This is a genomic window from Mesorhizobium sp. Root554, assembly GCF_001427025.1.
GTDB lineage: Bacteria > Pseudomonadota > Alphaproteobacteria > Rhizobiales > Rhizobiaceae > Mesorhizobium.
The window spans coordinates 3,387,971-3,414,164 of the sequence record NZ_LMGA01000001.1 but is presented as its reverse complement, the minus strand read 5'-3'; the positions used below and the strand labels follow the sequence as shown (position 1 = coordinate 3,414,164).

The window sequence follows — 26,194 nt, the reverse complement described above, 5'->3', positions numbered from 1 at the left end:
CGAGATCGTGCGGACAGCCCCCGCGGGCCGCCCCCCGCGCAACGCCAGAGCCCACGGCGTTCTCGTCTATTTCCGGACGATGCTGATTTTTATCGGGATCTGGTTCGTCGGCGCAATGCTCATTTCCAACCGTCTCCTGCTTCCGTCGCCGACGAGTGTCTTTTGGGCCCTGCTCGATGCCGCTCGGGACGGCGACCTCGCCTTCCATGCGTTCACGAGCCTGTTGCGGCTTGTCGTGGCAATGCTGGCGGCCGCGGTGATCGGTCTGCCGCTGGGACTGGTGATCGGACTTAGCCGCAGTTGGGAAGATGCGTTCGAGCTGCCGATCGAGCTGCTGCGGCCGATCGCCGGCATCGCCTGGATACCGCTCGCTCTTTTCATGTTCGGCATCGGCAACACGCTGCCGGTTTTCATCATGTTCTATACGGCGTTGTTTCCGCTGATCATTGGAACCGCCGCAGGCGTGCGCGGCACCGACCGGCGCCTGCTCGCCGCCGCCCGCACCATGGGCGTGACCGGGATGCCGCTGGTGCTGCATGTCGTCCTGCCGAGCGCCCTGCCCTCCATCATCGTCTCGCTGCGGCTTGCCGTGGCCGCAGCCTGGACGGCCGTGGTGGCCGCGGAACTGGTCGGAGCACCCAGCGGTCTCGGATATGCCATCGAATATTTCCGCTCCATGCTGGCGACGGACCACGTCATCGCCTTCATCGTGGTCATCGGTATTCTCGGGTCCCTGACCGACAAGCTGCTGCGTCTGGCCGAAACCTGGCTCACTCCGTGGTCCCGCGACCGGGTGCTGCCATGAAGTGGCTCGCCATCCGCCTCATGTCCCCCGTCGGACTGCTTGTCTTGTGGGAGGTGTTGGTCCGGCTCTCCGGCAGTCCGCGCGCCCCAAGCCCCTCCACGGTCTTCGTTGCGGCGGGCGAACTCATCGCCAGCGGAGAATTGCTGGCGGGTCTTTCGACAAGCATCGTGCGGGTGCTTGCGGGCTTCGTCGTTGCCTGCCTTGTCGCCGTGCCGCTCGGCCTCGTCATGGGCGCGGTCCGTTCGGTCGAGCGCAATCTCGATCCTGTGGTCGAATCCTTCCGGCCGGTCGCCGCCATCGCCATCCTGCCGCTGGTCATTCTCTGGCTCGGCACGGGGAACACCGCGGCAATCGCCATCGTCGCTTACGCGGCCTTCTTCCCGGTGCTGGTCAACACGATCTCCGGCGTCAAGAATGTCGAGCCTTCGCTTCTGCGCGCCGCCCACACGATGGGCCTGTCGCCCCTCACCCGCCTTCATGCGGTGCTGCTTCCGGCAGCGATGCCGTCAATCCTGGTCGGCATGAGGATCGCCCTTGGCGTCGCCTGGACAGCCATCATCGCGGCGGAGCTGGCGGTCGGCGCGAAGTCAGGCAGCAGCGGCGGCATCGGCCAGATGATGTTCGTCTTCTACGCCTACAGCATCCAGCTCAGCGGCATCGTCGTGTGCATGGCGGCGGTTGGCGTGGTCGCTTTTTGCCTCGACCGGCTGGTCAGCCTCTGCCTGACCTTCATCACCCCATGGAGTAACGCACGATGATGCCGAAGATCGCGTTGAAGGGCGTCAACAAAAGCTTCGGGCACGTAAACAACGCTTTCGTTGCTTTGTCCGACCTCAGTTTCGATATCCGTGCCGGCGAGTTCCTCGCCGTCGTAGGACCCTCGGGCTGCGGCAAGACGACGGTCCTCAATATGCTCGCCGGGCTCGATAGTCCCTCTTCGGGACAAATCCTGCTCGACGGCGTCGCGATTTCCGGACCGGGCGCCGAGCGCGGCGTGATGTTCCAGGATTATGCGCTGTTTCCCTGGCGCACCGTGCGCGGCAACATCGAATTCGGCCTGCTCTACGGCAAGCCCGGCCAGGGCGTCTCCAGCGAAGCGCGCCGCAAGCGGGTAGATGACGCGATCGCGCTCGTTGGTCTTTCCGGCGCCGAGAACAAGTATCCCCACCAGTTGTCCGGTGGCATGCGCCAGCGCGTCGCGCTTGGCCGGCTGGTCGCCAACCAGCCCGACATCCTGCTGATGGACGAGCCGCTGGCCGCGCTGGACGCGCAGACCCGCATCATTTTGCAGGAAGAGCTGCTTCGTATCTGGGGTCAGGATACAGCGCAGGAGACGCGCAGGACCGTCATGTTCGTCACGCATGGCATCGACGAGGCCGTGTTTCTTGCCGATCGCGTCGTCGTCCTCAGCAGCCATCCGGGAAGGCTGAAAGCGATCGTCGATATCGACCTGCCACGGCCACGCAATGGCGAAACGCGCAAATCCGCAAGGTTTGCCGAACTGTCCCAGGAGATCTGGGAACTGATCCGCGAAGAAGCCTATCGCGCAACGATGAAATGAAACCAAGGGAGGAAGACTGATGACTGTGTTGAATCCATTCCGCCTCAACCGGCGGCACTTCATGGCTGGCGCCGCCAGCATGCTCGCGCTGCCTTCGATCGGGCGGGCCCAGGCTGGGAAGAAAGCCAAGGTTTCCGTAGGGCGCCAGCCATTTGCTGCCGGAAATTCGCCGATCACGCAAAAGATGATCGCCGACAAGATGCTCGAACAGGCAGCAAGCGAACTCGGCTACGAGCTGGAAGTCGACTGGCGCGACTACCCGTCAGCCCTGCCGATGGTCGAAGCCTTCCTGTCCGGCGACCTCGATATCGGCATGTGGGGCAACACCCCGATCGTCAGGCTTCTGGCACAGCAGCAACCCATCAATATCCTGACGGTAGGCGAAGGCCACCTGCGCATGGTGCTGTGCACGCGCGCGGACTCCGACATCAAGACGATCCAGGACCTGAAGGGCAAGACGGTCGGCGCGCTGGTCGGCGGCGATCCCTACAACGCCCTTTCACAGATGTTGCTCTACGAGACCGGCAATGCGGATCCGAAGGCCTTCGGCATCACCATCGTCAACACGCCGACGCAGGCGCAGGCCGCATCGGTGCCGCAGGGCATGGATGCCGCCATCGCCATTTATCCGGCCTTCCTCAAGGCCAAGGCCGAGATCGGCGTCAAGGGCATCATGAATTCATTCGGCTATACCGAGGACGGTTATAGCGGCCCCGCCGGCGAAGGCGCGGGACATCTGCTCGAGAGCGTCAAGAAGTCGAAATTCTATCCGGATGGCTATTACCTGCACCGCTCTTTCTGGATCTGCTCGGACCGCATCGTGACCGACGACGCCCCGATCGGCCAGGCCTTCCTGGTCGCCGCCCAGCGGGCGCTGGTCGCACTCGGCAAGGAAAAACCGGCTGCCGTCTCCGACATGGTCAACAAATATTGGGGCCTGCCGTCCGAGCTCGGCGCCAAGGTCGTCGAGGACGAGGTTCTGTTCCGCCGCGGCTGGATCTGGCCGACCGAGGGCGACGCAGCCGCAATCCTGCAGATCTCGAATTTCATGGTTGAAGGCAAGCAGATCGACGCTCCGTTGAGCTGGGAGCAGGTCAAGGCAGGCTTCGCGAAATCGGCGCCCTTGCTTGCCAAGGTCTACGAGGCGAGCGGCAAGGTGCCGGACGAAAAGGGCTTTACCGATACCTCCGCTCAGGATCTGCGTGGCCTGCCTTCGTGGCAGATGGACAAGTGGGCTGCGAAATAATCGCCCGAACAGACACCCGGCGCGCATTTGCGCCGGGTGCTTAAGGACATCACGCTAAAGAAGCGCTTTGCTCCAGGTCTCAGCTCGGCAAATGCCTGACAGACCGGCGATGGCTGCAAGCGCCCATCATCACCGACCATCGTGGCGGCATTGCCAATCCGCTGACCTGGCGCCTGCAGCCATGTCAATATTCGTCATAGTGGCGAGATGATTCGTCATAGTGGCGAGATGTTTCTCATTAAGACGGCATGCGCGCATGTCACGAAACGAAACGAGGCGCTGGGCCTGTTCATCCCACAGGACGAGCTTGACGCAGCGAAAGCTCTCCATGACGGTAATGCGACCGACGTCCCGCAGCTCCGGATAGTCGCGAAGTACTTCCGGAAGCCGATAATATGGCACTCTGCTCGATAGATGGTGGACGTGATGAATGCCGATGTTGGCGGTCAGCCATCGCAGGCCGAAGGGCAGCACGTAATACGAGGAGCCGTGCAAAGCGGCGTCCTGGAATTGCCATTGCGAACTTTGCGACCAGTGCGTTTCCTCGAACTGATGCTGGATATAAAACAGCCAGATGCCCGCCGATCCTGCCAACACCACGATCGGCAACTGCACCAGCATGACCGGCGCAAGTCCTACAAACCAGATGGGGCCGAAAGCCAGAACCAGGATCGCCAGATTGGTCGTCATCGTCGAGACCCATGGCTCCAGCCCTGATCGCATCATGCCGAAAGGTAGTCTTTGCTTGAACAGGAAAAGCCAGATGGGGCCAATGCCGAACATCACGGCTGGATTGCGGTAGAGCCTGTAGCCGAGCTTGCGCAAGCACGACATCTGCCGGTACTCGGCTACCGTCAGCGTGGTGATGTCGCCAACGCCGCGCTCGTCGAGATTGCCGGCAGAGGCATGATGCACCGCGTGCGCCCGGCGCCAATAATCATAAGGCGTGAACGTCAGGGCGCCGATCAGGCGACCGGTCCAGTCATCCGCCCTGCGGTTAGCGAAGAAGGAGCCGTGACCGCAATCGTGCTGAATCATGAATAGTCGAAGTAGGAAGCCAGCCGCGGGAACCGTTAGCGCCATCCCCCACCAAAAGCCATGATGCACCGTCATTACGGCCAGTGCCCAAAAGCCGATAAAGGGGAAAAGTGTGAGTGTGAGTTCAAGAAGGCTACGCGCCCTGCGCGGCTGCCGATACCTGGCGAGAACCGCTGGCCAAGACCGTTGGTTGTCCGCAAACGGGCAGATGGAAGTGGCGGATTGCGTCAACGACAACGGTCAGTTCTCCATGCGTGAGCGGCCGCCACGCGAAAGGCCGGCAGGCAGAAGCCATATGACTGCATACAAGCGGGCGCACTACCCTTTTATCGGAGGCGGTTGTCCTCGACCGTCTGGCGAGTCCGCCGCCGGGCGCCGTCGGTGTCTGCTTTCTTGTGCCGATCTGCGGCCGCCTTGCGGATGGTTTCGAAGCGATTTTGTTCTGTATCTTTGGCCGTGGGCGTCAGATCAGGATTTTTGACATAGGTAATCATCAAATGAACTCCTATTGCTTGCGGTCGACGAGAGGCCCGCCTAAAAATTCGTTAGCGACCAAGTATCAAACTCAAGAGCATTGAGCCCTTGCCTTCGTGTCGGGCGCGATAGCTAGAACCCTCACGACGCGCCGGATAACGAGGCAGTCGTGGAGTGGCCGGATTCTCGATATCTTCTGAAGCCGCGAACGGATGCGACATTGCCAAGGTAACCTGGTTGGCTCTCAAAAGATAGGCGCTCGACGATAATCCTTGAGATAATTCTTGCGCCATTCAAAATATCTCCTGTACGACTTAACCGGGTCAGTTAATTATAAGTATTTAAAAATTTTTTTATTTCTTACAGCAGGAGATGTTTGACTTAATTATAAAAATAAAAACTTAGTCTTTGCTTTTTATATATTGTTAAAATAACTTATAAGTGACATCTTTAATTTGGCGATTTGGCTCTGGCGGCGTCAGAACCACGACCTTCGGCAACGAATTTTCGATCGCAGAGCAGATGCAAAGCGACGGCAACACAAGCGTCATTGGACGATCGGTGTCAGTTTCTTAGGAGAGGCCCACGAACGTCATTAGGCGCCCGGGCAGCTATCATGATATGCGGCTTCAAACAGAGACCGCGACCATGACGCCTGCCAACGAGACATTTTCCTTTCCGAATGCCATCCACCCAGACCTCGCTTTTGCACTGAAAGCGAAGGGCTACACCCAGTTGACGCCGGTCCAGATGGAGATGGCGAACGGCGGTCATGGCGACGCCGACCTTCTGGTTTCGGCACAAACCGGCTCCGGCAAGACGGTCGCTTTCGGCATCGCGATCGCCTCGACGCTTTTGGGCAATACCGAAAAATTCAAGGCGGCTGAGCGTCCTCTCGGACTGGTTATCGCGCCGACACGCGAACTGGCGATCCAGGTGCAGCGGGAACTGGATTGGCTCTATGCCGCGACGTACGTCCAGACCGCGACCTGTGTCGGTGGCATGGATATGCGTACGGAACGCCGTGCCTTGGAGCGCGGTGCACATCTTGTCGTCGGCACGCCCGGCCGCCTGCGCGACCACATCAACAAGGGGACGCTCGATCTCGGCGCGATCCGTGCGATCGTCCTCGACGAGGCCGACGAGATGCTGGACCTGGGTTTCCGCGAGGACCTTGAATTTATTCTCGGCGCGGCGCCACAAGAGCGCCGGACGCTGCTGTTTTCGGCGACAGTCCCTCGCGGGATCGCGGAACTGGCCAGGAGTTTCCAGAAGGACGCGGTGCGCATCGCGGCCACAGCTTCTACCGAGCAGCACGCCGATATCGAATATCAGATGATGCTGGTTCGGCGTGACGAGCGCGAACATGCCGTTATCAATACGTTGCTCGATTCCGACAGCGCGAGTGCGCTGGTATTCTGCCACACTCGCGAGGCGGTGCGGCACCTGTCCGCCCGGCTTGCCAATCGCGGCTTCTCGGTCGTTTCCCTGTCGGGAGAGATGGCGCAGTCGGAGCGATCGAACGCCTTGCAGTCCATGCGCGACGGTCGTGCGCATGTCTGTGTGGCGACCGATGTCGCGGCGCGCGGCATCGACCTGCCAAATCTTGATCTGGTGATCCACGCGGATGTGCCGAGCAATCCCGCGACGCTGCTCCACCGCTCCGGCCGAACCGGGCGCGCGGGCCGCAAGGGGATTTGCGTACTTATCGTGCCCGAGAACAGGCGCGTCGCAGCCCAACGTGTTCTGACACTTGCCAAGCTGTCGGCCATTGTGCGCGCCGCCCCCTCCTTTATGGAGATCGAGGCGCGCTATCGCAGGCAAATCCTTGATACGGCGGTTTCCACCGCTGAGCCAGACGAGGTGGAGGCGGCGTTCGTGGCGGAACTGCTTGAAAAGGCCTCCCCGGAACGGATTGCCGTTGTCTTCTTGCGCCAACAGCTTGCCGCCCGCCCGGTGCCGGAGGATATTTCTCCGCTGCCCGTCGCAACCATGCAGGCAGGAAAGCTCAAACGAGGCGGCCGAGTCGAGGACGAACGCGGCTCCGTGAAGGCGCGAGAACCTCGGAAATCCGATATGGAGGGTGGCGTCTGGTTCACCTTGTCGCTCGGACGCAAGCAGCGCGCCGATCCAAAATGGCTGTTGCCGATGATTTGCAAGGCCGGCGGCGTGTCGAAGCGTGATGTCGGCTCGATCAGAATCGACGACACGGAAACCCGCTTCGAGATCGCAGCCGACAGGGCGGCCGATTTCGCGGGGCAGATCAAACGGCCTGGCGCCATTCAGCCGGGCATCGTCATCAAGCCTGCCGAAGGGGCCCGTGGCTCAGATTGGCAGGCAGGGCCGAAAATCGGCAAAGGCCGAGGGCCCGAGAATATCCCTGGGCATCTGGATAAACCACTGAATGCCGATCGCGACAAAGTCCGTAGGCACAAGGGCAAGCCGAAGCATCCGAGGCTGCCGAGAAGCTAAAGGCTCTGGAGCGGGAGAACCGACGCTTTGGCAGGCCAACGAGATATTGTGCAAGGCCCGGTATCGACGATACTCGGCAAGAATTCACCGGCAGGGGCAAGCGTCGGTAGCTGAACGGGCGTGGATGATGACCGGACGCCCGCCATCCCTGCCGGGCTGATGAAGGATCACCGCGAGATGAAATCATCCCTGCACGGCGTGAAGGTGTCGATCAGCAATCCCCTTTCGAGCGCGAGAACGCCGTGCAGAAGGTTCGGTGCGACCATGAAGCTGCTGCCGGCCCTCAGCGTCTTCGTCACGCCATCCACCGTGACCAGGAAGGCGCCCTCAGCAACATAGCTGACTTGCGTATGCGGATGGGAATGCAGCGCGCCGACGGCGCCCTTTTCGAAGCTGAAGGCGACCAGCATCAATTCCGGTCGCGCCGACAAGACCGCACGGCGGTTGCCGGGCGCCAGTTCGGTCCAGACCAGATCTTCAGGGAGGGAATAGAATGTAGGCAAGAGCTTGTCCTTGGTCATCGCGCCAGCCACCCGCCATCCACAGGCAAAATCGTGCCGTGGACATAATCCGAGGCGCGCGAGGCGAGGAAGATGGCGGCCCCCGCCATATCGTCCGGCTGCGCCCAACGCCCTGCCGGTATGCGTATGAGAATATCGGCATGGCGCTCGGCATCGGCGCGCAGGGCTTGCGTGTTGTTGGTCTCGACATAACCGGGGGCGATGGCATTGACGTTGATGTTGCGGACTGCCCATTCGTTGGCCATCAGCCGGGTCAATCCGGCAATACCGCTTTTCGACGCCGTGTAGGAGGCCACGCGAATACCGCCCTGGAAGGACAGGAGGGAGGCGACGTTGATGATCTTTGCCGGAATGCCGTCATCCAGGACCGCCTTCGCAAACGCCTGGCAAAGGAAGAACACCGATTTCAGATTTGTATCGATCACGGCATCCCAATCCGCTTCGGTAAAGTCGACCGTATCGGCGCGTCTTATGATCCCGGCATTGTTGACCAGGATATCCGGCTTCGCGCCCAATGCCCGCGCCTGAGCGACGACATCCCGCGCCGCCTCGACCCTGGAAAGATCGGCGTTCAACGCGTGAAAAACCCGACCAGTCGACGAGATGGATGCTGCCGTTTCGTCCATCGACGAACGCCCGACGCCGATGATGTCGGCGCCGGCCCTGGCAAGCCCTGCGGCGATCGCCCGGCCGATACCCGTATTGGCGCCGGTGACGATGGCGCAGCGGCCGGAAAGATCGAACAGGTTCATCGCAAACTGTCCATCGGAACCTTGTCCATGTCCGTGAAGCTCATATTGTCACCGGCCATCGCCCAGATAAAGGAATACCGCCCGGTGCCGGCGCCGGAATGAATGGACCAGCCGGGGGACAGCACCGCTTCATGGTTCTTGACCACGAGATGCCGTGTCTCGTGCGGTTCGCCCATGAAATGGAATATCCGCGTCGCCTCCTCCATGCCGAAATAGAGATAGACCTCCATGCGCCGGTCGTGCACGTGCGCCGGCATGGTGTTCCACACCGAGCCGGGTTCGAAGATGGTGAGCCCGACCAGCAACTGGCAGCTTTCGCAGACATCCGGATGCACATATTGGTTGATGGTGCGGGCGTTGGCCTCCTCGGCGGAGCCGGTGCGCACCTTCTTGGCCATGTCGAGCGTGATCAGAACCGACGGGCAGGTACGATGCGCCGGTGCGCTGAGTAGGTAGAAGCGCGCGGGATTGTCCGCATCATCGCTTGCGAAAGTGAGCGGACCCTCGCCCATCCCGACATAGAGCGCTTCCTGGAAGCCAAGCGGATAATCGATGCCGCCGGCCGTCACGACGCCTGGAGCGCCAATGTTGAGAATGGCGGCCTCGCGCCGTTCGAGAAACCGCTCGGTGCCGGTTTCCTTCACGTGGTCGATAGTCAGTCGCTGCGCCAGTGGAATGATACCCCCGACGATCATTCGATCGAGATGGCTGTAGGTGAGATTGATATCTCCAGGGTGGAACAGGTCTTCGATCAGGAAGGCGTCCCGCAATCCACTTGTGTCGCGTCGGGCGGCGTCTTCGGGGCCGATGACCTGGCGTATGTTCACGGAAATCCTCACTTGCATTGCCTTTTCTGAAGAACCGGGCTGTCAGGTCAGAACGACATATTCGGTCAGCTGGCTGATCGACGTATCGGCCTTCGCCACGTCGAAGACCTTCGTCCCATGGCTCATGATTACAAAGCGGTCGCACACCTGGTAGGCGTGATAGAGATTGTGGGTGACGAACACGCTCGAGACGTTCTCGGCCTTGAGCCTCAGCACCTGGTTGAGCAGCGCTTCCGTCTCGCGCACCGACAGCGCCGACGTCGGCTCGTCGAGCATCAGGATGCGTCGCTTAAAGAAGACGGCGCGGGCGATCGCGACGGCCTGTTTCTGGCCACCGGACAATTCACCGACCAGCATGTCCGGCGAGTCGATGCCCGATATGTGCACGGCGCTCTGCAGGACCTCCATGGCGATCTCCCGCATGTCGGACAGCTTGAGGAACCCGCCGCCTGAACAGCGTTCGCGACCCATGAATATGTTGCGGGTGATCGACAACGAATCCACGAGCGCGGTGTTCTGGTAGATCGTTTCGATGCCGGCTTCGGCCGAGTCCATGCGGCAGGTGAAGAGCGTCTGCTTGCCGTCGACGCTGAGATGTCCCGAGGTCGGCTTGTGGATGCCGGATATCAGGTTGACGGCGGTCGACTTGCCCGCCCCATTGTCGCCGAGCAGGCCGATCACTTCGCCCTGGCCGATATGGAAACTCAGGCTGCGCAGAGCGTCGAGCGCTCCGAAGCTTTTGCAGATGTTGTGCAGTTCCAGGATCGGAGTCGACATCAACCGGCGCCCTTGCGTTCGATGAGGCTGTTGAAAGCGGCCGCGCCGACGATCAGCACGGCGATGAACATGTCGAGATAGAAACCCGGCGCGCGCAGGAGCAGGAGCACATCGGTGATGGTGTGGATCAGCATGGCGCCGAGGAAAATGCCGAGAATCGAGCCGCGCCCACCGGTCAGCGAGACGCCGCCGATGACGCAGGCGGCGATGGCCTGAAGTTCGATGCCGACGCCCTGGCCCGGCTGGACACTGCCGACGCGCACGGTCGCAAGGATGCCGGCGAATGCCGCCATGCCGCCGGCGATGGCGAAGGCGATGATCTTGACCCGATTGGTGTTGATGCCGATCGCGGTGGCCGCCGCCTGGTTGCCGCCGGTGGCGAAGACGTGGTTGCCGAAGCGGTGGCGATGCAGCAGACCATAGAAGGCGAGCGACAGGACCAGGAACCACCAGAAGGCCGCGTTGATGCCGAGGAAGGTGCCGCTGAACAGGCCCTGGAAGATCGGGCCGGGATCGAAACGAACCTGCACGGCGCCGTTGTAGAGCAGCACCGCGCCGCGCCAGAACAGCAGGCCGCCGAGCGTCACGATGAACGAGGGCAGCCTCGCCTTCAGCGTGATCGTCCCATGCAGGACGCCGATAAGGACGCCGATCAGGATCGCTATCGGCGCGGCCAGGAACGGGGTCCAGCCGGCGTTTACCTGCACGGCCATGACGATCGCGGTCAGCGTATAGACCGACCCGACCGACAGATCGAATTCGCCGGCGATCATCAGGACGCCGACGCCAAGCGCCAAGCAGCCCAGCACCGGGATCGCCTTCATCAGGATCGTCAGGTTCTGGGAAGAGAGGTAGCGAAACTCGTCCGGATTGATCAGCGCATAGATGATGCAGATGACCTGCAAGGCAAGAAAAGCGACCAGGATGGCGCCGGCGGGCGCGACGAGCAGGCGTCTGAACGGCGACTGCGTCCGCACGCGGCGCGGGGCGACGGCGGAAGCCGCCGGAGCGGAGCTGGGTGATGGTGAGGACATCTGGGATCCGGCGCAAGGGACCCTCCGGCATATCCGGAGGGTCCGGTTGAGAAGGGCTAGCGGTAGGTGCCGATCAGCGGCTTGACGGCGCCGATGCGATCCTTGTCGAGGAACGCGCCCTGGCCGGTGTCGATATCGGTGGGGGTCAGGCCATACTTCTTGGCCAGCGCGATCTGGGCGATCGGATAGAAGCCCTGGAGATAGGGCTGCTGGTCCATCGTCGCGAACATGGCGCCCGATTCAACCGCGTTGACGATTTCCACCGCGAGGTCGAAGCCGCCGAAGGGAATGTCGACGCCGGCATCCTTGATAGCGCCGGCACCGACCGTCGAGGTGACCGATCCGGTTCCGAACAGCGCCTTGACGTTCTTGTTGGCGATCAGGAACTGCGCCATGATGTTGCGCGCCTCGGCGAGATCGAGGCCGGACTTCACGGTCTCGACCTTGATGCCCTTTTCGCTCATCGCCTTTTCGATGCCGCCGCCGCGCGCCACCGCGAAGCTGGCCTCCGGAATTTCGCGCGGATTGAAGACGACATCGCCTTCCTTCAGCCCGAACTTCTCGATCATGCGCTGGCCGAGTTCGTAGCCGGAGGCGAATTCGTTCATGCCGACATAGGCCTGACGGCAGTTGCCTTTTGCGCCTTCCAGATCGTCATTGTTGAAGCCGATGACGATGATGCCGGCCTTGGTGGCGTTGCAGATGCTGTTGTCGAAGGCGTCGGAGCTGGAGATCGCCACCGCGATGCCATCGACGCCGGCCGCCGTCGCAGCTTCGATCAGGTCGTTCTGGCGGACCGGATCGTTGTTGGCATACTGCACGTCGAGATCCACGCCGAACTGCGCGGCGGCGTCCTGGGCGCCTTTGACGACCGGATTGAAGAACTGGACGCTTGGGTCCAGGTAGATGATCATCGTCGCCTTGACGTCGGCGGCCGAAGCAATTGAAGTCCAAGCCGTGGCGGTGCAGGCCGCAAGCATTGCGGCTGCCAGTTTTGTCGATTTCATTTGCGTGTCCTCCCTTTGGATATGCAATCGGGTCGAAAGACCCGTATCTCGGCTGGCGAGCTCTGACCAAAGATCGCGCCAGCCGGGATTTCCTCCCTCTCAATTCACGAGAAAACCATCACCCGAACCAGGGATCCGGCCGTCCGAGCGTCACGTGGATGCCCTTGAACTGTGAGTATTCGTCAAAACCGTAGCGCCCCAGCTCGCGCCCGAGGCCGCTTTTCTTGTAGCCCCCGATCGGCAGTTCCGGCGTGCCGTCAATGACGCTGTTGATCCAGCAGCGTCCGGCGCGAATACGGCGGATGCTCTGAAGCGCGGTTTCGAGACTGGTGGACCAGACGCTGGCCGACAGGCCGAACTCCGAGGCATTGGCGAGCGCAACGGCCTCGTCCGCGGTCTTGAACGTCATGGTCGCAAGCACCGGACCGAAGATTTCGTCACGCGCGATCGACATGTCGGAAGTGACGCCGCCAAATATAGTTGGCGCATAATAGAGCCCGGCTCCGTCACCCACACGCGTGCCCCCCAGCAGCAGTTCCGCTCCGGAGGCCTGGCCAGTTTCGACGTAAGAATGCACCTTGCCCGCATGGGCTTCGGAAATCATGGCGCCGATCTTCGTCCGCTCGCTCAGCGGATCGCCGAATGTGACTTTTCGGGAAATATCGAGCAGCCGTTCGAGCAACGCGTCGCGGATGGACTCCTGCACGATCAGCCGGCTGCCTGAAATGCAGCATTGGCCGGCATTGTGGTAGACGCCATAGGCAATGCCATCGGCCGCCGCGTCGAGGTCGGCGTCGGCGAAGACGATCTGCGGTCCCTTGCCACCAAGTTCGAGGCCGACGCGCTTGACGCTGCGTGCGGCGATCTCGCCCAGCTTGATGCCGACGCGGGTCGAACCGGTGAAGGCGATCATATCGGTGCCGGGTTCCTCGGCCAGAACCTGGCCAGCCGGATCGCCATAGCCAGTGACGACATTGAACACGCCGTCGGGGATGCCTGCCTCGCGCGCCAGTTCGGCCATGCGGATCGACGTGCCGGATGTGAATTCGGATGGCTTCAGCACGACGGTGCAACCGCCGCCGATCGCCCAGGGAACCCGTTCCGACGCGATGATGAAGGGGAAATTCCAAGGCGTTATGATGCCGACGACGCCGATCGGCTCCCGCAGCACCAGCCCGAGGCGATTATCGCCGATATTGTTGTGGGTCTGACCCTCCAGCGCTCGGGCCTGGCCCGCGGCATAGGACCAGAGGTCGGCGCAGAAGGTGATCTCGCCGCGCGCCTGGGCGATCGGCTTGCCAACTTCGAGGCTCTCAATCAGCGCGATCTCCTCGACATGCGCGAGGATCAGCTCGGCCGTCCTGAACATGAGGCGGGACCGTTCGGCGCCGGACATGCGTGGCCATGGCCCGGTGTCGAACGCGCGGCGTGCAGCCGCGACCGCGGTACGCACATCGTCGGCCGAAGCATCTGGCCAGGTGCCGACTACAACGCCAGCATGACCCGGACTTACCCGGTCGATCGTCTTGCCCGACGCGGCGTCGACGGACCGGCCGTCGATCAGCATCCTGTATCGGGATTTACTCTGCAGGCGCGGATCACTAGAATCCGGCACTATGAAGTTAGGATATACTGTCATCAATCAACCGGGCGATGTGTCCCGGCCCCTCCATGCTAACCCAGCTTGTCGAGCGCCGGGTTTGTGTTGGCCTTGAATTGTATGGTACTGTATGGTGGTTCTGAACTGGTGTCAACGTTGAGCTGGCGGCAACACGCATGAACCTTGAGATACTGAAAATCGAGACCGGAGAATCGACCGCGGCGCAGGTCGAGCGGGACTTGCGCGAGGCGATCATTCGCCTGGATTTTGCGCCCGGCTCGCGCCTTTCCGAGCAGGACATCGCCACCCGCATGGGCGTATCGCGCCAGCCGGTCCGGGAAGCGTTGATCGCACTCGGAAAATCCAAGCTGGTGGATATCCGGCCCAACCGCGGGACCGTCGTGGTCAAGATTTCAGCGCGCCAGATGATGGAGGCGCGTTTTGTGCGCGAGGTGATCGAAACCGCGGTCGCCCGGCGCGCCAGCGAAAACTTCGACGCCTGGACCAGGCGCAAGCTCGACGGCATTCTGGCGCGGCAGCGAAGCGCCATGGAGGCGCACGACCACAACTGGTTCCGCAAGGAGGATGAGCAGTTTCATATCGCCATCGCCGAAGGCGCCGGTTGTGCGCTCGCCTGGAATGCGATTTCCGACATCAAGGCGCATATGGACCGGGTCTGCAACCTGCAGCTTCGCAATCCGGCCTCAATGGGCAATCTGATCGGCCAGCACGAAAAGATCGTGATGGCGATCGACGGGAAGGACGCGGACGCCGCCGCCGATGCAATGCGGGTTCATCTGAACGGCATCCTGACCGATCTGCCGCAGATCGAGTCGGACAATCCCGGACTTTTTGAGTGACGGCAAATCCTCCAAATAGGTATGTGCTGCTGTCGCCATTTCATCGCTGCCGCGGAACAAGGCGGTCAACTCAAGGCCCGACGCAGGCAAAGCCGAGGCACGAGGCATCCCGAATATGTAACTCAATCTGTTTCTGCTATCCCTGACGAGATACACGGGTCTTGATCCATGCCGAACCAACTCGTCGATCGCATCTACGAAGCCGCCTTTGTACCGGACGAATGGCCGCAAGTACTGGCTGCAATCAGCGATTTGTCGGCCTCCGCAAGCGGCGCGATTTGCCTGTTCAGCGATGAGTCTCCGGTAAGAGGCAGCGCCCAAGAGAACGTTCGCCATCTTTTCGAAGAGTTTCTGGCCGGCGACACATGGCGGTCTTCCGGCGGAATTCAACGCATGCGCGCCCTGCAGCCAACGAGCTTCGTTGCCGTAGAGGATTTTATGACCGCCGACGAAGTTGAGGAAGACCCAGTGCGGTCGAAACTCAGAGCATTTGGGATTGGCCAGCATGTCTGCGCGGCTGTGCCCATGCCAAGCGGGGAACTCGTTACATTCGTATTTCAGCGATGGACGAAGGACGGCGCCTATGATCGCCGTTCTATCCGTTTGTTAGACAGCTTTCGTCCCCATCTAGCGCGTGCCGGGCTGATGGCGGCGCGCCTGGGCCTGCGGCAGGCACAAGCAACTGCCTCGGCTTTGCAGGCTATCGGACTACCTGCTGCCGTGCTTTCCGGCAATGGGTGCGTGCGGGCTTCGAACGACCTGTTTGACAGCATGACTTCGGTATTCCTGCCGAAGTCCTTTGGCGGCATGGCAATCGCTGACGTAGCCGCCAACGGACTTTTTAGGAAGGCTATTCAAGCGTCGAGCCAAGCCGCTGAGCCGGTGGTGCGCTCCATCCCTGTCAGACCTAAGGAGGCCGGTCCGCTCGTGATACATATAATGCCGTTGCGTCGCAGCGCCCACGATATTTTTTCGGGTGCGGATATTCTCGTGGCGGCCACGGCCGTCAATGCGAGCAACATCGTCCCGTCTCCCACGTTGCTGTCCGGCCTGTTCGATCTCGCACCTGCTGAAGCCAAGCTGGCAGCCGCACTTGCGACAGGTGTGGCGCTCAAGCAGGCAGCAGCGGAGCAGAATATCCGGACGACGACGGCACGCCATTACCTCGAGCAGATTTTCCGAAAGACCGGCACGCACCGCCAAAGCGAACTTGTTGCATTGATCAAGTCGACCCTGCCGCTGCATCGCGCCGATTGAATCCAGGCTGGCTCGGGCTGTTGCCCACATGTCACAGGCTGACCTCGCCGCGCGGCACCCCTGTTATATGACGGGTATTCAAGGTTTCGGAAATCGGAAACCCTCCTCGCGAGTTGGGCAGCCAGAAAATGGCCATGCGGGGAAGTATGACGATTTCAAAGCTGCGGACGGGCAAAGTCGCCGCGGTCCAAAATTTTCTTTGCATTGTGTTTGTGCTGATAGCCTCGGCATTTGCTGCCGGCCAAGCCCAGGCAGACCCCATTAGCGTTTCGCCGGAAGTTTTGCCCCCCGGCAAGGTAGGTGTCGCGTATGACCAGACGTACGTCGTATCGGGAGGGTTGAGCGGCGGCCCGTATTTCTCAACCTTTTCGGGAGCCTCCGACCGGATACCGGGCCTGTGCTGCTTCGCCAACAACGAGTTCCGAATTTCCGGCGTACCTAAAGCCGCCGGCACATATGTCCTGAGATACTTGTTCGGTGAAAGGGCTTGGCTCGACGAGGTCCCGGGCGCGTCGCCCCCCGTCCCGAAGATATACACGGTCGTCATTGCCGAGCCCGACCCTGTCGAGATCACGCTCGCTGGTCTTCCAGATGGCCAGGCTGGCCAGCCTTACAGCGCACAACTGACGGCGAGCGGCGGCGATGGAGCGTACAGTTTCTCCATCGTGTCTGGAGCAATCCCGATCGGCATGTCATTCAGTGCCGCCGGTGCGATAGGCGGCACGCCAATTCAAAGCGGCAGCTTTACCGTCAGATTCCGCGCGACGGACAGCGGCGGCCGCTCTGGCGACCGGAGCTACACTTTCGAGATCGCGCCGCCGCCGCCGGTCGTCGTGGCGCCAGCAATACTGCCCGATGGGCAACTCGGGCAGCCTTACAATCACACATTGACAGCATCCGGTGGTGTGCGAGGGCCTTATCAATTCTCCATCGTCTCCGGCAACCTGCCCGTTGGCACGTTCAGCAGCGCAGGGGTCATGTCGGGCACGGCGCTCGTCGCCGGAATATATAACTTCCGAATCCGGGCCACCGACGATGTCGGCTATACGGGCGAGCGCGACTACAAGGTGGTGATCTCCGATGGGCCGCCCGTCACGATTGCACCAGCAACGCTTCCAGACGGAAAAGTTGGCCAGTTTTACGATGAAACGATGGTAGCGTCCGGCGGCGCGGGCGGGCCCTATTCCATCACGCTTGTCGGCATCCCGGTCATGCCGCCTGGCCTTGCATATGCTGGCGGCAGGCTCTCCGGCACGGCGACCGTGGCAGGCACCTACAGTTTTACGGTCCGGGCGGTGGATCGCGCCGGAAATTTCACCGAGCGCGACTATTCGATCGTGATCGCGGACACCCCGGTTACCCTCTCGCCAACGGCGCTGCCAGATGGCCAGGTCGGCCAGCCTTATGATCAGACGGTAGTCGCTTCCGGCGGCGCGGGCGGGCCATATTCCATCACGCTTGTCGGCATCCCGGTCACGCCTCCCGGACTTGCATATGCTGACGGCAGGTTCTCCGGCACGGCAACGGTCGCCGGCACGTACCCCTTCACACTGCGCGCGACGGATCGCGGTGGAAATTTCATCGAACGTCAATATTCAATCGTGATTTCTTCCACGCCGCCCGTGACTTTGAGCCCGACCACGATAACGGCCGGCCAGATTGGCCAAATGTACAGCCAGACATTTACGGCCAGCGGCGGCATCGGCGCCCCGTACCGATATTTTGTAGTCGTCGGAAATTTGCCGGACGGCATCGACATGGCGTTGGATGGAACACTTGCGGGCACTCCGACGCAGAGCGGCAGTTTTCCCTTTACGGTCGATGTGTTCGATGCCGCCGATAATCGCGGCAGCCGCCAATACACGCTCGTCATCGACGCCCTGCCTCCGCCCACCGCACCCTCGCTCACCGCATCGGTTGTTGCCGGTGAAACCGTCACGCTGCCTCTGACGCAGGGGGCTACTGGCGGGCCATTCAGCGACGCCGCGATCCTATCCAGCACACCAACGGAAGCAGGTACGGCCACATTGTCCGGCGCACCGGCCTACGCACTGACTTTTACGTCGTCATCGGCGTTTTCGGGCACGGCCATCGTGACCTACACGCTGACGGGACCCGGCGGCGTCTCTGCCCCGGCGACCGTGACGATAACGGTCGCCCCAAGGCCTGATCCGTCCGACGACCCCGAGGTTGCGGGGCTACTCAATGCGCAGGCACAGGCCGCGCAACAATTCGCCGCCGGGCAGATCGACAACATCAATCAACGCATGGGCGCTTTGCGCGGCGAGACCTGCCGCGACACCTTTGCAAACGCGGTTCGTTTGTCCGGCGCAGGCGAGGATGGCAGGCCGGGAAGCGTCGTACTGCCTGATAAAACGGGGTGCGACAACGCGGCCATGACCGGGGGCGTGGGGTTCTGGGCCGGCGGCTATGTCGATTTTGGCTACAAATCGCCGGACGATGGGACGACCCGCGACTCCATCTCCGTCGATGTGACAGCGGGTTTCGACTATCGCTTCAACAACCAGTTCGTTGCCGGGTTGGGCATCGGCTATGCCAGCGACGAAAGCGACATCGGCGTCAATGGCACGAAGAGTTCAGGCGAAGCTTACAGCGTCACGCTCTATGCCAGCTACCGTCCAACCGAGTGGCTGTTTGTCGATGCATTGGCCGGATACGGCGACTTCAGTTTCGACTCGCGCCGCTTCGTTACCGGCACAGGCGGTTTCGCGAATGGCCAGCGCGACGGCGATCAGGTGTTCGGCTCGATCACAACCGGATTTGACTATTCGACCGGCAGCTTGCAATTGACGCCATTCGCCCGGCTTGCAGCCTCCTCGTCGACGCTGGATGCGTTCACCGAAAGCGGGGCGGGTATCTATTCGCTAGCCTATGGCGAGCAGAGCGTCGACAGCCTTGACGGTACGATCGGGCTTACCGGCAGTTACGAGATACCGGTGGCGATTGGCCTGCTCGTGCCACGCTTCCGGTTTGAATACACGCATGAGTTTTCAGGTTCGAGCGATGTGGACATCCTCTACGCCGACCTGCCGGGCGGTCCCGCTTATGGTTTCCAGACGACGCCGTTTGCACGGGACCAGGTGATGATCGGGCTCGGCGCGGATCTGCGGCTGCACAACCAGATGACCATCGGCTTCGACTACCGTGGCACGATCGGCTTCGAAGACAGTCACAGCCATGCCCTCGGACTGAAGCTAAACAGCAGATTTTGAGGATTAACCAGAAGCTCGGCACCAAGGCAGACACAGCCGTTGGCCGGTTCCCATGTCGCGCCGGCAGGCTGGATCCTGCGCGATGACTTGCGCAGTGCCTATGACGGTGATGGCAACCGGCATCAGGCGCAAGCACGAGCCACCGAGGTCCTCTTACGCCCCGATCCGGGGGGCATATTGAGGGCCGATTGACAACCGCATCCTGGCGAGCAAAGCAGTTGACCGTTTTGGGAAAAGCATCAAGCACGGATTGCAAACCGTCCGCAAACCAAAGCGCCGCAGTTGGCCGAAAAAGATGCCAAGTCGTGGAAACAGTATGGCGCGCCCGAAGAGATTCGAACTCCTGCCCCCCAGATTCGTAGTCTTGTGTAAGTTGTTGTAATTAAAGCCGTATTTTTGCAAACACGCCAGCAATACGCATCAAATAGATCAATACTTAGCGACGCGGCTGCAAACCGGTTAGCACATCGAATAGCCTGGCTTTTAATAACCCGACCGCTCGCCAAAAGACGCTTTTATCTAGCCTATGAAATCTCATGCACCCTGGCTGCCGGCACGGCCTGGCGCGCTATGTCGCACAGGTGACGGGGGTGCATAAGATAGCTCACCTGCCCGACGGACGCCATCTGCCAAAGCAGTCGGAACACCTCTTCCGACCGCGACCCGTCGAAGGTTTCCATGATATCGTCGGCAGTCAACGGGACCGGCGGACGCAGCGCCAGGTAGAGCTGGAACCACGTCGAGAACCTCAACATCGACTTCGCTGTGGCCCGATCGAGTTCACATCTAGGGCTTTGCAGTCGTTTCAGCTGAGATTGGCGCTTCCTCTGCGCTAGATCTGTAACAAACTCGTAAGCCGTTCGCAGAGCCTGCCGTAAGCTACGTATGCTATTGAAACGGCGCCCAGATCACATCGAGAAGCAAAAAGGCGGACCGGAGCCCGCCTTTATCTGGTGGCATGAAGCCTTGTTAACGGAGAGGCCACGCCGCGATCCTTGCTAGAACGTCCTAAAGATAGCCAACGCCTCGCCATGGTGCAAGCCCTGTCTTGTCATCCTCTGTCTTGTCATCTCGCGGATGAAGCGGTTATTGGGAATGGGGAAAAACAAGAACAGGGGCACGGGATGGGCACGCGCTATTCCTTCGACATCGGCACGAACTCCATAGGCTGGGCCGTCTGGCGCACGGGTCGCGACCCCAAGGGCATCTTCGGCGAGAAGGATGCGCCGCTGGAACTGCTCGGCGCCGGCGTGCGCCTGTTCAAGGACGGCCGCAACCCGAAGGACGGGCAGTCGCTGGCGACGATGCGGCGCATTCCGCGGCAGGCGCGCAAGCGCCGCGACCGCTTCGTGCTGCGGCGCGAGGCGCTGGTCGCGGCATTGATCGAGGCCGGCTTGATGCCTGCCAGCGAGAAGGAGCGCAAGGCGCTGGCAGACCTCGATCCCTATCAGCTTCGCGCCGCCGGGCTGGACAAGGCGCTGGCACCGCATGAACTCGGTCGCGCAATTTTCCATCTGCATCAGCGCCGCGGCTTCAAGTCGAATCGCAAGACAGACCGCAAAAGCGACGACAGGGACAAGGGCAAGATCGCGACGGCTTCCGCCGCGCTTGCAAAAAAATTCGAGGACGAAAACGCGCGCACCTTCGGCGAATTCCTGTGGCGGCGTCATCGCGACCCCGACATGAAACGGCAGGCCGTTTTGAAAGCGCACGACCCGGCCAAAGGGAAGCCGGATCTGCGCGCCGCAAAGCTACGCCAGCCGACCCGCATCCGCCTCGAAGGCCAGGGCGCGACCGCGCTCTACGAATTCTATCCGACACGCGAAATGCTGTGCCATGAGTTCGACGCGCTCTGGGAAGCCCAGGCCCGCCATCATCCAATGCTGCTTACGCGGGAAGCAGGCGACAAGATCAGATCGATCCTGTTTCGGCAGCGCGAACTGAAGCCGCCGTTAATCGGCCTTTGCACTTTCGAATACGCGGCTGGCGAAAAGGAAAGCCGACTGCCCAAGGCGCTGCCTTCCGTGCAGGCGCGCGAGATCTACGAACGGCTGGGCCATATCCGCCTTTCCACCGGCTCCGGCACGGACCGCCCGCTAAAATCCTCCGAACGCGACGATTTGGCGACAGCGCTGCTGCATTGCGGCCTGACGAAGATCAAGGTCAGCAAGACCAAAGGGTTGGCCTTTAAGACTGAATTCCGCAAGGCGCTGCGTCTCGGCGGTGAGGTCAGGATCAATTTCGAGGAAATGGGCGAGGAAGGGTTGGTCGACTTGCGCACCAACCGCCTGCTCGTCCAAGACGACCATTACGGTCCGCGCTGGCGCGCATTGTCGTGGTCGGGCAAGGACGCCTTCGTAAAAAAACTGCTCGAAGCGACCGACGACGACAAACTGGTCGCCCGGTTAATGACCGAGGACGGCCTGAGCGCAGTGCAGGCGCGCAACGCCGCCTCGATCCCGCTGCCCGACGGCTATTCGCGGCTGGGGCCAACCGCCAACGCCGCGATCCTCCAGGCACTGATCGACTCGCGCGACGAAAACGGCTTCGTCGTCACCTACGACAAGGCGGTTCGCCGCGCCGGCGAGAGGCTGGGCAAGGACTGGCACCATTCCGATGAGCGCGACGGCGAAATTCTCGATGCCCTGCCCTATTACGGCAAGGTGCTGCAGCGCCACATCCTGCCCGGCATGATGGACCCGGCCGACCGCAAGGACGAGGCGAAATTCTACGGCCGCATCATGAACCCGTCGGTGCATATCGGTCTCAACCAGTTGCGCCGACTCGTGAACGCGCTGATCGAACGCTTCGGCCCGCCCGACCAGATCGTCGTCGAACTGGCGCGCGACCTGAAGATGTCGGCGCGCGAGAAGGAGCAGGAACAGCGCCGCAACCGCGACAACCGCGAGGCGAACGAAAAGCGTACTAAGAAACTGGTGGAACTGGGGCAGGACAACAACGGCGAGAATCGGGCACGGCTGAAACTCTACGATGAACAGCAACGCGCCGGCAACGGCGTGGCGCATTGCCCGTTCACGCTCGATCCGATCGGCATCACGCAGCTTTTCAGCCCGGAAATCGAGATCGAGCACGTCCTGCCGCGCTCGCGCACGCTGGACGACAGCGCCGCCAACAAGGTTCTGTGCTTCCGCACCATCAACCGCATCAAGCGCGGCAAGACGCCTTGGGAAGCCTTTCACGCCGATCCGAAATGGCCGGACATTGCCGCCAATGCCGAAAAGCTGCCGCCCAACAAGCGCTGGCGCTTCCGCGAGGACGCGATGGACGTCTTCGAGGCGCGCACCTCAGGCAAGATGGACAAGACCACGCTGGAGCAGATGGGCCTCACCACCGGTTTCCAGGCCCGTCACCTCAACGAGACCAAGCACATGTCGCGGCTGGCCAAGGCCTATCTCGGCAAGATCTGCGACCCCGACGCGGTCTACGTCACGCCCGGCGCGCTGACCAGCTTGCTGCGCGGCAAGTGGGGGCTGAATTCGATCCTCTCCGACGACAACCTCAAAGACCGCACCGACCACCGGCACCACGCGATAGACGCCATCACCATCGGCGCCATGACGCGCAGCCTGCTGCTCGAGTTGAACACGTTGGCCGGCAAGGCCGAGCAAAGCGACTATGACGACGTGGTCGGCAAGGTGCCCTGGCCTTTCGACAATTTCCGTGACGCCGTGCGGTCGGTGGTGGACCGCGTCGTCGTCTCTAACAAGCCCGAGCACGGCAAGCAGGGCGCGCTGCATGAAGACACCGCCTACGGCATCGTCGGCGACGAGGCCGAGGCGGAAGAGATCGGCAATCTCGTGCGCCGCAAGCTGCTGGTAGACCTGACGCCCGGCGAGGTCGACCGTATTCGCGACGCAGGACTTCGCAAGGCGATGCAGGCCGCGGTGGCGCCGTCTCGCGACGCCAGGGGCAAGGTTTCCGACGCCAAGGGCTTTGCCGCAGCGCTCGATACCTTCGCCAAGGCGCAAGGGATGCGTCGCATCCGCGTCGGCAAGGAGGACATGAGCGCGGTGACGATCCACGACCGGCAAACAGACAAGGCCTATAAGGCCGTCGCACCCGGCGAAAACCACCATGTCGATGTCGTGCAAATGCGCGACGGCGCATGGAAAGGCTTTGCCGTCACCGTTTTTGAAGCCAACCAGAAGGACTTCCGGCCGCAGTGGGAGCGCGAGAAACTGGGCGGCAAGCTGGTGATGCGTCTGCACAAAGGTGACGCGGTGGAGTTGGAAAGTTCAGGCGTGCGCCTCGTCAAATTTGTGCAGCAAATCTGGATGAAATCCAACCTCGTACTGCTTACCGAGCACAATGAGGGCGGCGACTTGCAAAAGCGCCACCAGGACGCCGACGATCCCTTCCGCTGGGACTTCGCCAACATCGGCAAACTCAAGGAGCGCGGCTGCGTGGCGGTCAAGGTGGATGAATTGGGAAGGGTGACCAAGCGCATTTCAAACACATAAAACATTTCTGGATCACTAAATATTCTCACTTGGTCTGATCCGATTATTGCTTTCTCTACATCCCATAAGCGCACTTCCTGCGTGACGTAGCTCAACAGGAAGAGCGCCCTGCATTCTGAGACAGGCGGTTATGGGTTCGACTCCCGTCGTCACGAATGAAAAAGCATTGTCGACCCTAAATTGGTTTATAGCTCACTTAATTGGGGTAGCCACGTTAGCCGCTCTCACGATCTCGAAGTTGGCCGAGTGAATGTAGAGAGTTGCGGTTGGGTCATGCCGCTATCCTTCTAGAACAACCCGCCGGGTCCGCCCGGCGGGTTTTTTCTCACTTGGCACTTTCCTTGCCGGTTACCTCTCCAAGGGGCAATGCCGGCAGCAAAACTGTGCCGGCGTGGCGCTCCTCCACGGAGAACTGTGCCATGCTGGGACGGATCGTCGAAATCGAAGGTGAAGGCAGAAGACTTTCGCTCGACCGCGGTTTCCTGACTGTCGCCGGGCCGGACGGACCTTTGGGGAAAGTACCGCTCGACGACATCGAGGCCGTGATCCTTTCCAATCCGGCCGCCAGTTTCACCAGCCAGATCATCGCTGCCCTTGCCTTGCGCGGTGCGCCTCTGGTGGTGTGCGGCACCGATTTCCGCCCCGCCGCCTGGCTGCTGCCGGTGGACGGCCATCACGCGCAGGGCGACCGCATGGAGGCGCAGGCCGAGTCCACCCTGCCGACGCGTAAGCGCCTGTGGGCCGAACTGGTGCGCGCCAAGATCCTCGCCCAGGCGGCAGCGCTGGAGCGAACCGGCGCGAATCCGGTTCCGATCCGTGCGCTTGCCGAGCGCGTCCGTTCGGGCGATCCCGACAATCTCGAGGCGCAGGCCGCCCAGCGCTATTTTCCGGCAATGTTCGGCAAGGGATTCTACCGCCATCGCGACGGCGACGGCCCCAACGCCATGCTGAACTACGGCTATACGGTGCTGCGCGCCGCGACCGCGCGCGCCATCGTCGCCGCCGGGCTGCATCCTTCTTTGTCGTTGCAGCACCGCAGCAAGGGCGACGCGCTGCGCCTGGCCGACGACGTCATGGAGCCGTTCCGTCCTGCCGTCGATCTCGTGGTCCACGCCCTGACCCTGGAAGGCGTCGACCGGCTCGATACGGCGGCGAAGCGCCGGCTGGCCGAGGTGCTGCACGCCGATTTCGTCACTGCGGAAGGCTCCGCACCGCTTTCAAATGTCCTCTTTCGGCTTGCGGTGTCGCTGGCGCAGGTCTTCACAGGCGGGCGCAAAAAACTCATCTTTCCCGCCTCTCCAATTCCGTCGCTTGCAGCCGATGCCTTGCCGTGAACCAGGTCTCGCTGCTGTCGGGGTATCGCATCTTGTGGATCATGGCGCTTTTCGATCTTCCGGTATTGACCAAGGCCGAGCGCAAGCGGGCGAACAAGTTCCGGCTGTTCCTGCTCGACGAGGGATTCTCGATGATGCAGCTCTCCTGTTACATCCGTTTCACGGCAGGCAAGGAGCAGGCCGAGGCGCTCACCCGGCGTATCGGTCGCGCCGTGCCGGATCCAGGCACTGTCGAGGTGATCTGGTTTACGGACAAACAATATGAAGGCATCCAGAGCTTTCGCGGCCGCGCTTCGCCGACCCGGCCGGGTAAGCCTGACCAACTGACCCTATTTTGACACTGATTCGCCGGGAAAATGGCGTGACTAAGCGGCCAAACCTCACTTTTACTGACACTTTTTCATACCTAAACGCACAAAAAACCCCCGGAAAACAAGAGGTTTTCCGGGGGCAGTTCTAGCAGGGATCGCGGCGCGGCCCAATCGCAACTCGATACGAGGGCGACACTTACGGTATCTCGTTCTAGCAGGGATCGCGGCGCGGCCCAATCGCAACGATCATGGTGCGGGATCGTCTGTCGTTCTGGTTCTAGCAGGGATCGCGGCGCGGCCCAATCGCAACGAAATCTGCCAACGACATACCGAAATGATAGTTCTAGCAGGGATCGCGGCGCGGCCCAATCGCAACTTGTGACCGTCGAAGGAAACAGGATTGCGAGTTCTAGCAGGGATCGCGGCGCGGCCCAATCGCAACTCCGCTGGGTCGTCCGCCCCGAACACGAAAGTTCTAGCAGGGATCGCGGCGCGGCCCAATCGCAACTGGCTTGGGCCACTGTAAGCGGCGTCATGGGTTCTAGCAGGGATCGCGGCGCGGCCCAATCGCAACCTCATGACGTCGAATGCCTATGCCTATATC

The 26,194-nt window shown here is 61.5% G+C and carries 20 protein-coding genes, 1 tRNA gene, 1 pseudogene and 1 CRISPR repeat array; of the genes and pseudogenes, 12 read left to right on the top strand and 10 right to left on the bottom strand.

Annotation, left to right across the window (positions count from 1 at the left end):
- The first annotated feature begins 7 nt into the window (after positions 1-7).
- Genes ASD44_RS16535 through ASD44_RS16520 form a run of 4 tightly spaced genes read left to right on the top strand, consistent with a single transcriptional unit; the run spans position 8 to position 3,612 of the window.
- Positions 8-805 carry an ABC transporter permease gene (locus ASD44_RS16535; RefSeq protein ID WP_156459871.1) on the top strand — a complete coding sequence of 266 codons (798 nt, stop codon included), beginning with the start codon at positions 8-10 and terminating at the stop codon, positions 803-805.
- Positions 802-1,563 (top strand): ABC transporter permease, encoded by a 762-nt coding sequence (locus ASD44_RS16530; RefSeq protein ID WP_056114393.1) that lies wholly within the window; start codon positions 802-804, stop codon positions 1,561-1,563. Before ASD44_RS16535 ends, ASD44_RS16530 begins: the two co-directional genes overlap by 4 nt.
- The gene (locus tag ASD44_RS16525; protein WP_056114390.1) at positions 1,560-2,366 is read left to right on the top strand and encodes an ABC transporter ATP-binding protein; all 807 of its coding nucleotides are present in this window, start codon (positions 1,560-1,562) and stop codon (positions 2,364-2,366) included. The genes ASD44_RS16530 and ASD44_RS16525 overlap by 4 nt, the downstream gene beginning before the upstream one ends.
- A 19-nt stretch (positions 2,367-2,385) precedes the next feature.
- Entirely contained in the window at positions 2,386-3,612 is a 1,227-nt protein-coding gene (locus tag ASD44_RS16520) for a PhnD/SsuA/transferrin family substrate-binding protein (protein ID WP_056114387.1), read from the top strand.
- Between the two features lie 240 nt (positions 3,613-3,852).
- Here the strand turns inward: ASD44_RS16520 and ASD44_RS16515 are convergent.
- Both ASD44_RS16515 and ASD44_RS18610 read right to left on the bottom strand, forming a co-directional pair.
- A pseudogene (locus tag ASD44_RS16515) lies at positions 3,853-4,881 on the bottom strand (fatty acid desaturase); the annotation flags it as partial.
- A 95-nt stretch (positions 4,882-4,976) separates the two neighbouring features.
- Entirely contained in the window at positions 4,977-5,144 is a 168-nt protein-coding gene (locus tag ASD44_RS18610; protein ID WP_200946426.1) for a hypothetical protein, read from the bottom strand.
- Positions 5,145-5,772: 628 nt separating this feature from the next.
- On the opposite strand from ASD44_RS18610, the gene ASD44_RS16510 reads away from it, so the two are divergent.
- Entirely contained in the window at positions 5,773-7,596 is a 1,824-nt protein-coding gene (locus ASD44_RS16510; RefSeq protein ID WP_056116403.1) for a DEAD/DEAH box helicase, read from the top strand.
- A gap of 167 nt (positions 7,597-7,763) precedes the next feature.
- On the opposite strand, the gene ASD44_RS16505 is transcribed toward ASD44_RS16510, so the two are convergent.
- The 7 genes from ASD44_RS16505 to ASD44_RS16475 all read right to left on the bottom strand — a co-directional run bounded on the left by ASD44_RS16505 (position 7,764) and on the right by ASD44_RS16475 (position 14,153).
- The gene (locus ASD44_RS16505) at positions 7,764-8,117 is read right to left on the bottom strand and encodes a cupin domain-containing protein (RefSeq protein ID WP_056114386.1); all 354 of its coding nucleotides are present in this window, start codon (positions 8,115-8,117) and stop codon (positions 7,764-7,766) included.
- Positions 8,114-8,869 carry a 2-dehydro-3-deoxy-D-gluconate 5-dehydrogenase KduD gene (gene kduD / locus ASD44_RS16500; RefSeq protein ID WP_056114383.1) on the bottom strand — a complete coding sequence of 252 codons (756 nt, stop codon included), beginning with the start codon at positions 8,867-8,869 and terminating at the stop codon, positions 8,114-8,116. The genes ASD44_RS16505 and kduD overlap by 4 nt, the downstream gene beginning before the upstream one ends.
- On the bottom strand, positions 8,866-9,708 hold the full coding sequence (gene kduI / locus ASD44_RS16495; RefSeq protein WP_056116402.1) for a 5-dehydro-4-deoxy-D-glucuronate isomerase: 843 nt from the start codon (positions 9,706-9,708) through the stop codon (positions 8,866-8,868). The genes kduD and kduI overlap by 4 nt, the downstream gene beginning before the upstream one ends.
- A gap of 30 nt (positions 9,709-9,738) precedes the next feature.
- Positions 9,739-10,473, bottom strand: a complete 735-nt coding sequence (locus ASD44_RS16490) for an ATP-binding cassette domain-containing protein (RefSeq protein WP_056114380.1) — start codon at positions 10,471-10,473, stop codon at positions 9,739-9,741.
- Positions 10,473-11,507 carry an ABC transporter permease gene (locus ASD44_RS16485; RefSeq protein WP_082542507.1) on the bottom strand — a complete coding sequence of 345 codons (1,035 nt, stop codon included), beginning with the start codon at positions 11,505-11,507 and terminating at the stop codon, positions 10,473-10,475. Before ASD44_RS16485 ends, ASD44_RS16490 begins: the two co-directional genes overlap by 1 nt.
- Before the next feature lie 56 nt (positions 11,508-11,563).
- Positions 11,564-12,514 carry a substrate-binding domain-containing protein gene (locus ASD44_RS16480; RefSeq protein WP_056114376.1) on the bottom strand — a complete coding sequence of 317 codons (951 nt, stop codon included), beginning with the start codon at positions 12,512-12,514 and terminating at the stop codon, positions 11,564-11,566.
- A gap of 118 nt (positions 12,515-12,632) precedes the next feature.
- Positions 12,633-14,153 (bottom strand): aldehyde dehydrogenase family protein, encoded by a 1,521-nt coding sequence (locus ASD44_RS16475; protein ID WP_056114373.1) that lies wholly within the window; start codon positions 14,151-14,153, stop codon positions 12,633-12,635.
- 137 nt (positions 14,154-14,290) lie between these two features.
- Between ASD44_RS16475 and ASD44_RS16470 the strand changes: the two genes are divergently transcribed.
- From ASD44_RS16470 to ASD44_RS16460, 3 genes are all read left to right on the top strand, one after another.
- Entirely contained in the window at positions 14,291-14,974 is a 684-nt protein-coding gene (locus ASD44_RS16470) for a GntR family transcriptional regulator (RefSeq protein WP_056114370.1), read from the top strand.
- A gap of 168 nt (positions 14,975-15,142) precedes the next feature.
- The gene (locus tag ASD44_RS16465) at positions 15,143-16,231 is read left to right on the top strand and encodes a hypothetical protein (RefSeq protein WP_056114369.1); all 1,089 of its coding nucleotides are present in this window, start codon (positions 15,143-15,145) and stop codon (positions 16,229-16,231) included.
- A 146-nt stretch (positions 16,232-16,377) separates the two neighbouring features.
- Positions 16,378-19,464 (top strand): autotransporter domain-containing protein, encoded by a 3,087-nt coding sequence (locus tag ASD44_RS16460; protein WP_162246429.1) that lies wholly within the window; start codon positions 16,378-16,380, stop codon positions 19,462-19,464.
- Positions 19,465-19,988: 524 nt separating this feature from the next.
- Here ASD44_RS16460 and ASD44_RS16455 read toward each other — a convergent pair.
- Positions 19,989-20,219: a hypothetical protein gene (locus tag ASD44_RS16455; protein ID WP_056114364.1), complete on the bottom strand. Its 231-nt coding sequence runs from the start codon at positions 20,217-20,219 to the stop codon at positions 19,989-19,991.
- 369 nt (positions 20,220-20,588) lie between these two features.
- On the opposite strand from ASD44_RS16455, the gene cas9 reads away from it, so the two are divergent.
- The 4 genes from cas9 (at position 20,589) to cas2 (ending at position 25,617) form a co-directional block, all read left to right on the top strand.
- Positions 20,589-23,945 carry a type II CRISPR RNA-guided endonuclease Cas9 gene (cas9, locus tag ASD44_RS16450; protein ID WP_056114361.1) on the top strand — a complete coding sequence of 1,119 codons (3,357 nt, stop codon included), beginning with the start codon at positions 20,589-20,591 and terminating at the stop codon, positions 23,943-23,945.
- An 80-nt stretch (positions 23,946-24,025) separates the two neighbouring features.
- Positions 24,026-24,100 (top strand) — tRNA-Arg (locus tag ASD44_RS16445).
- Positions 24,101-24,364: 264 nt separating this feature from the next.
- Complete coding sequence (gene cas1, locus ASD44_RS16440) at positions 24,365-25,279, top strand: type II CRISPR-associated endonuclease Cas1 (RefSeq protein WP_056114357.1); 915 nt, start codon at positions 24,365-24,367, stop codon at positions 25,277-25,279.
- Positions 25,276-25,617: a CRISPR-associated endonuclease Cas2 gene (gene cas2, locus ASD44_RS16435; RefSeq protein WP_244478789.1), complete on the top strand. Its 342-nt coding sequence runs from the start codon at positions 25,276-25,278 to the stop codon at positions 25,615-25,617. The genes cas1 and cas2 overlap by 4 nt, the downstream gene beginning before the upstream one ends.
- Before the next feature lie 115 nt (positions 25,618-25,732).
- Positions 25,733-26,164: a CRISPR direct-repeat array (repeat unit 36 nt; unit sequence GTTCTAGCAGGGATCGCGGCGCGGCCCAATCGCAAC).
- Positions 26,165-26,194 lie beyond the last annotated feature (30 nt).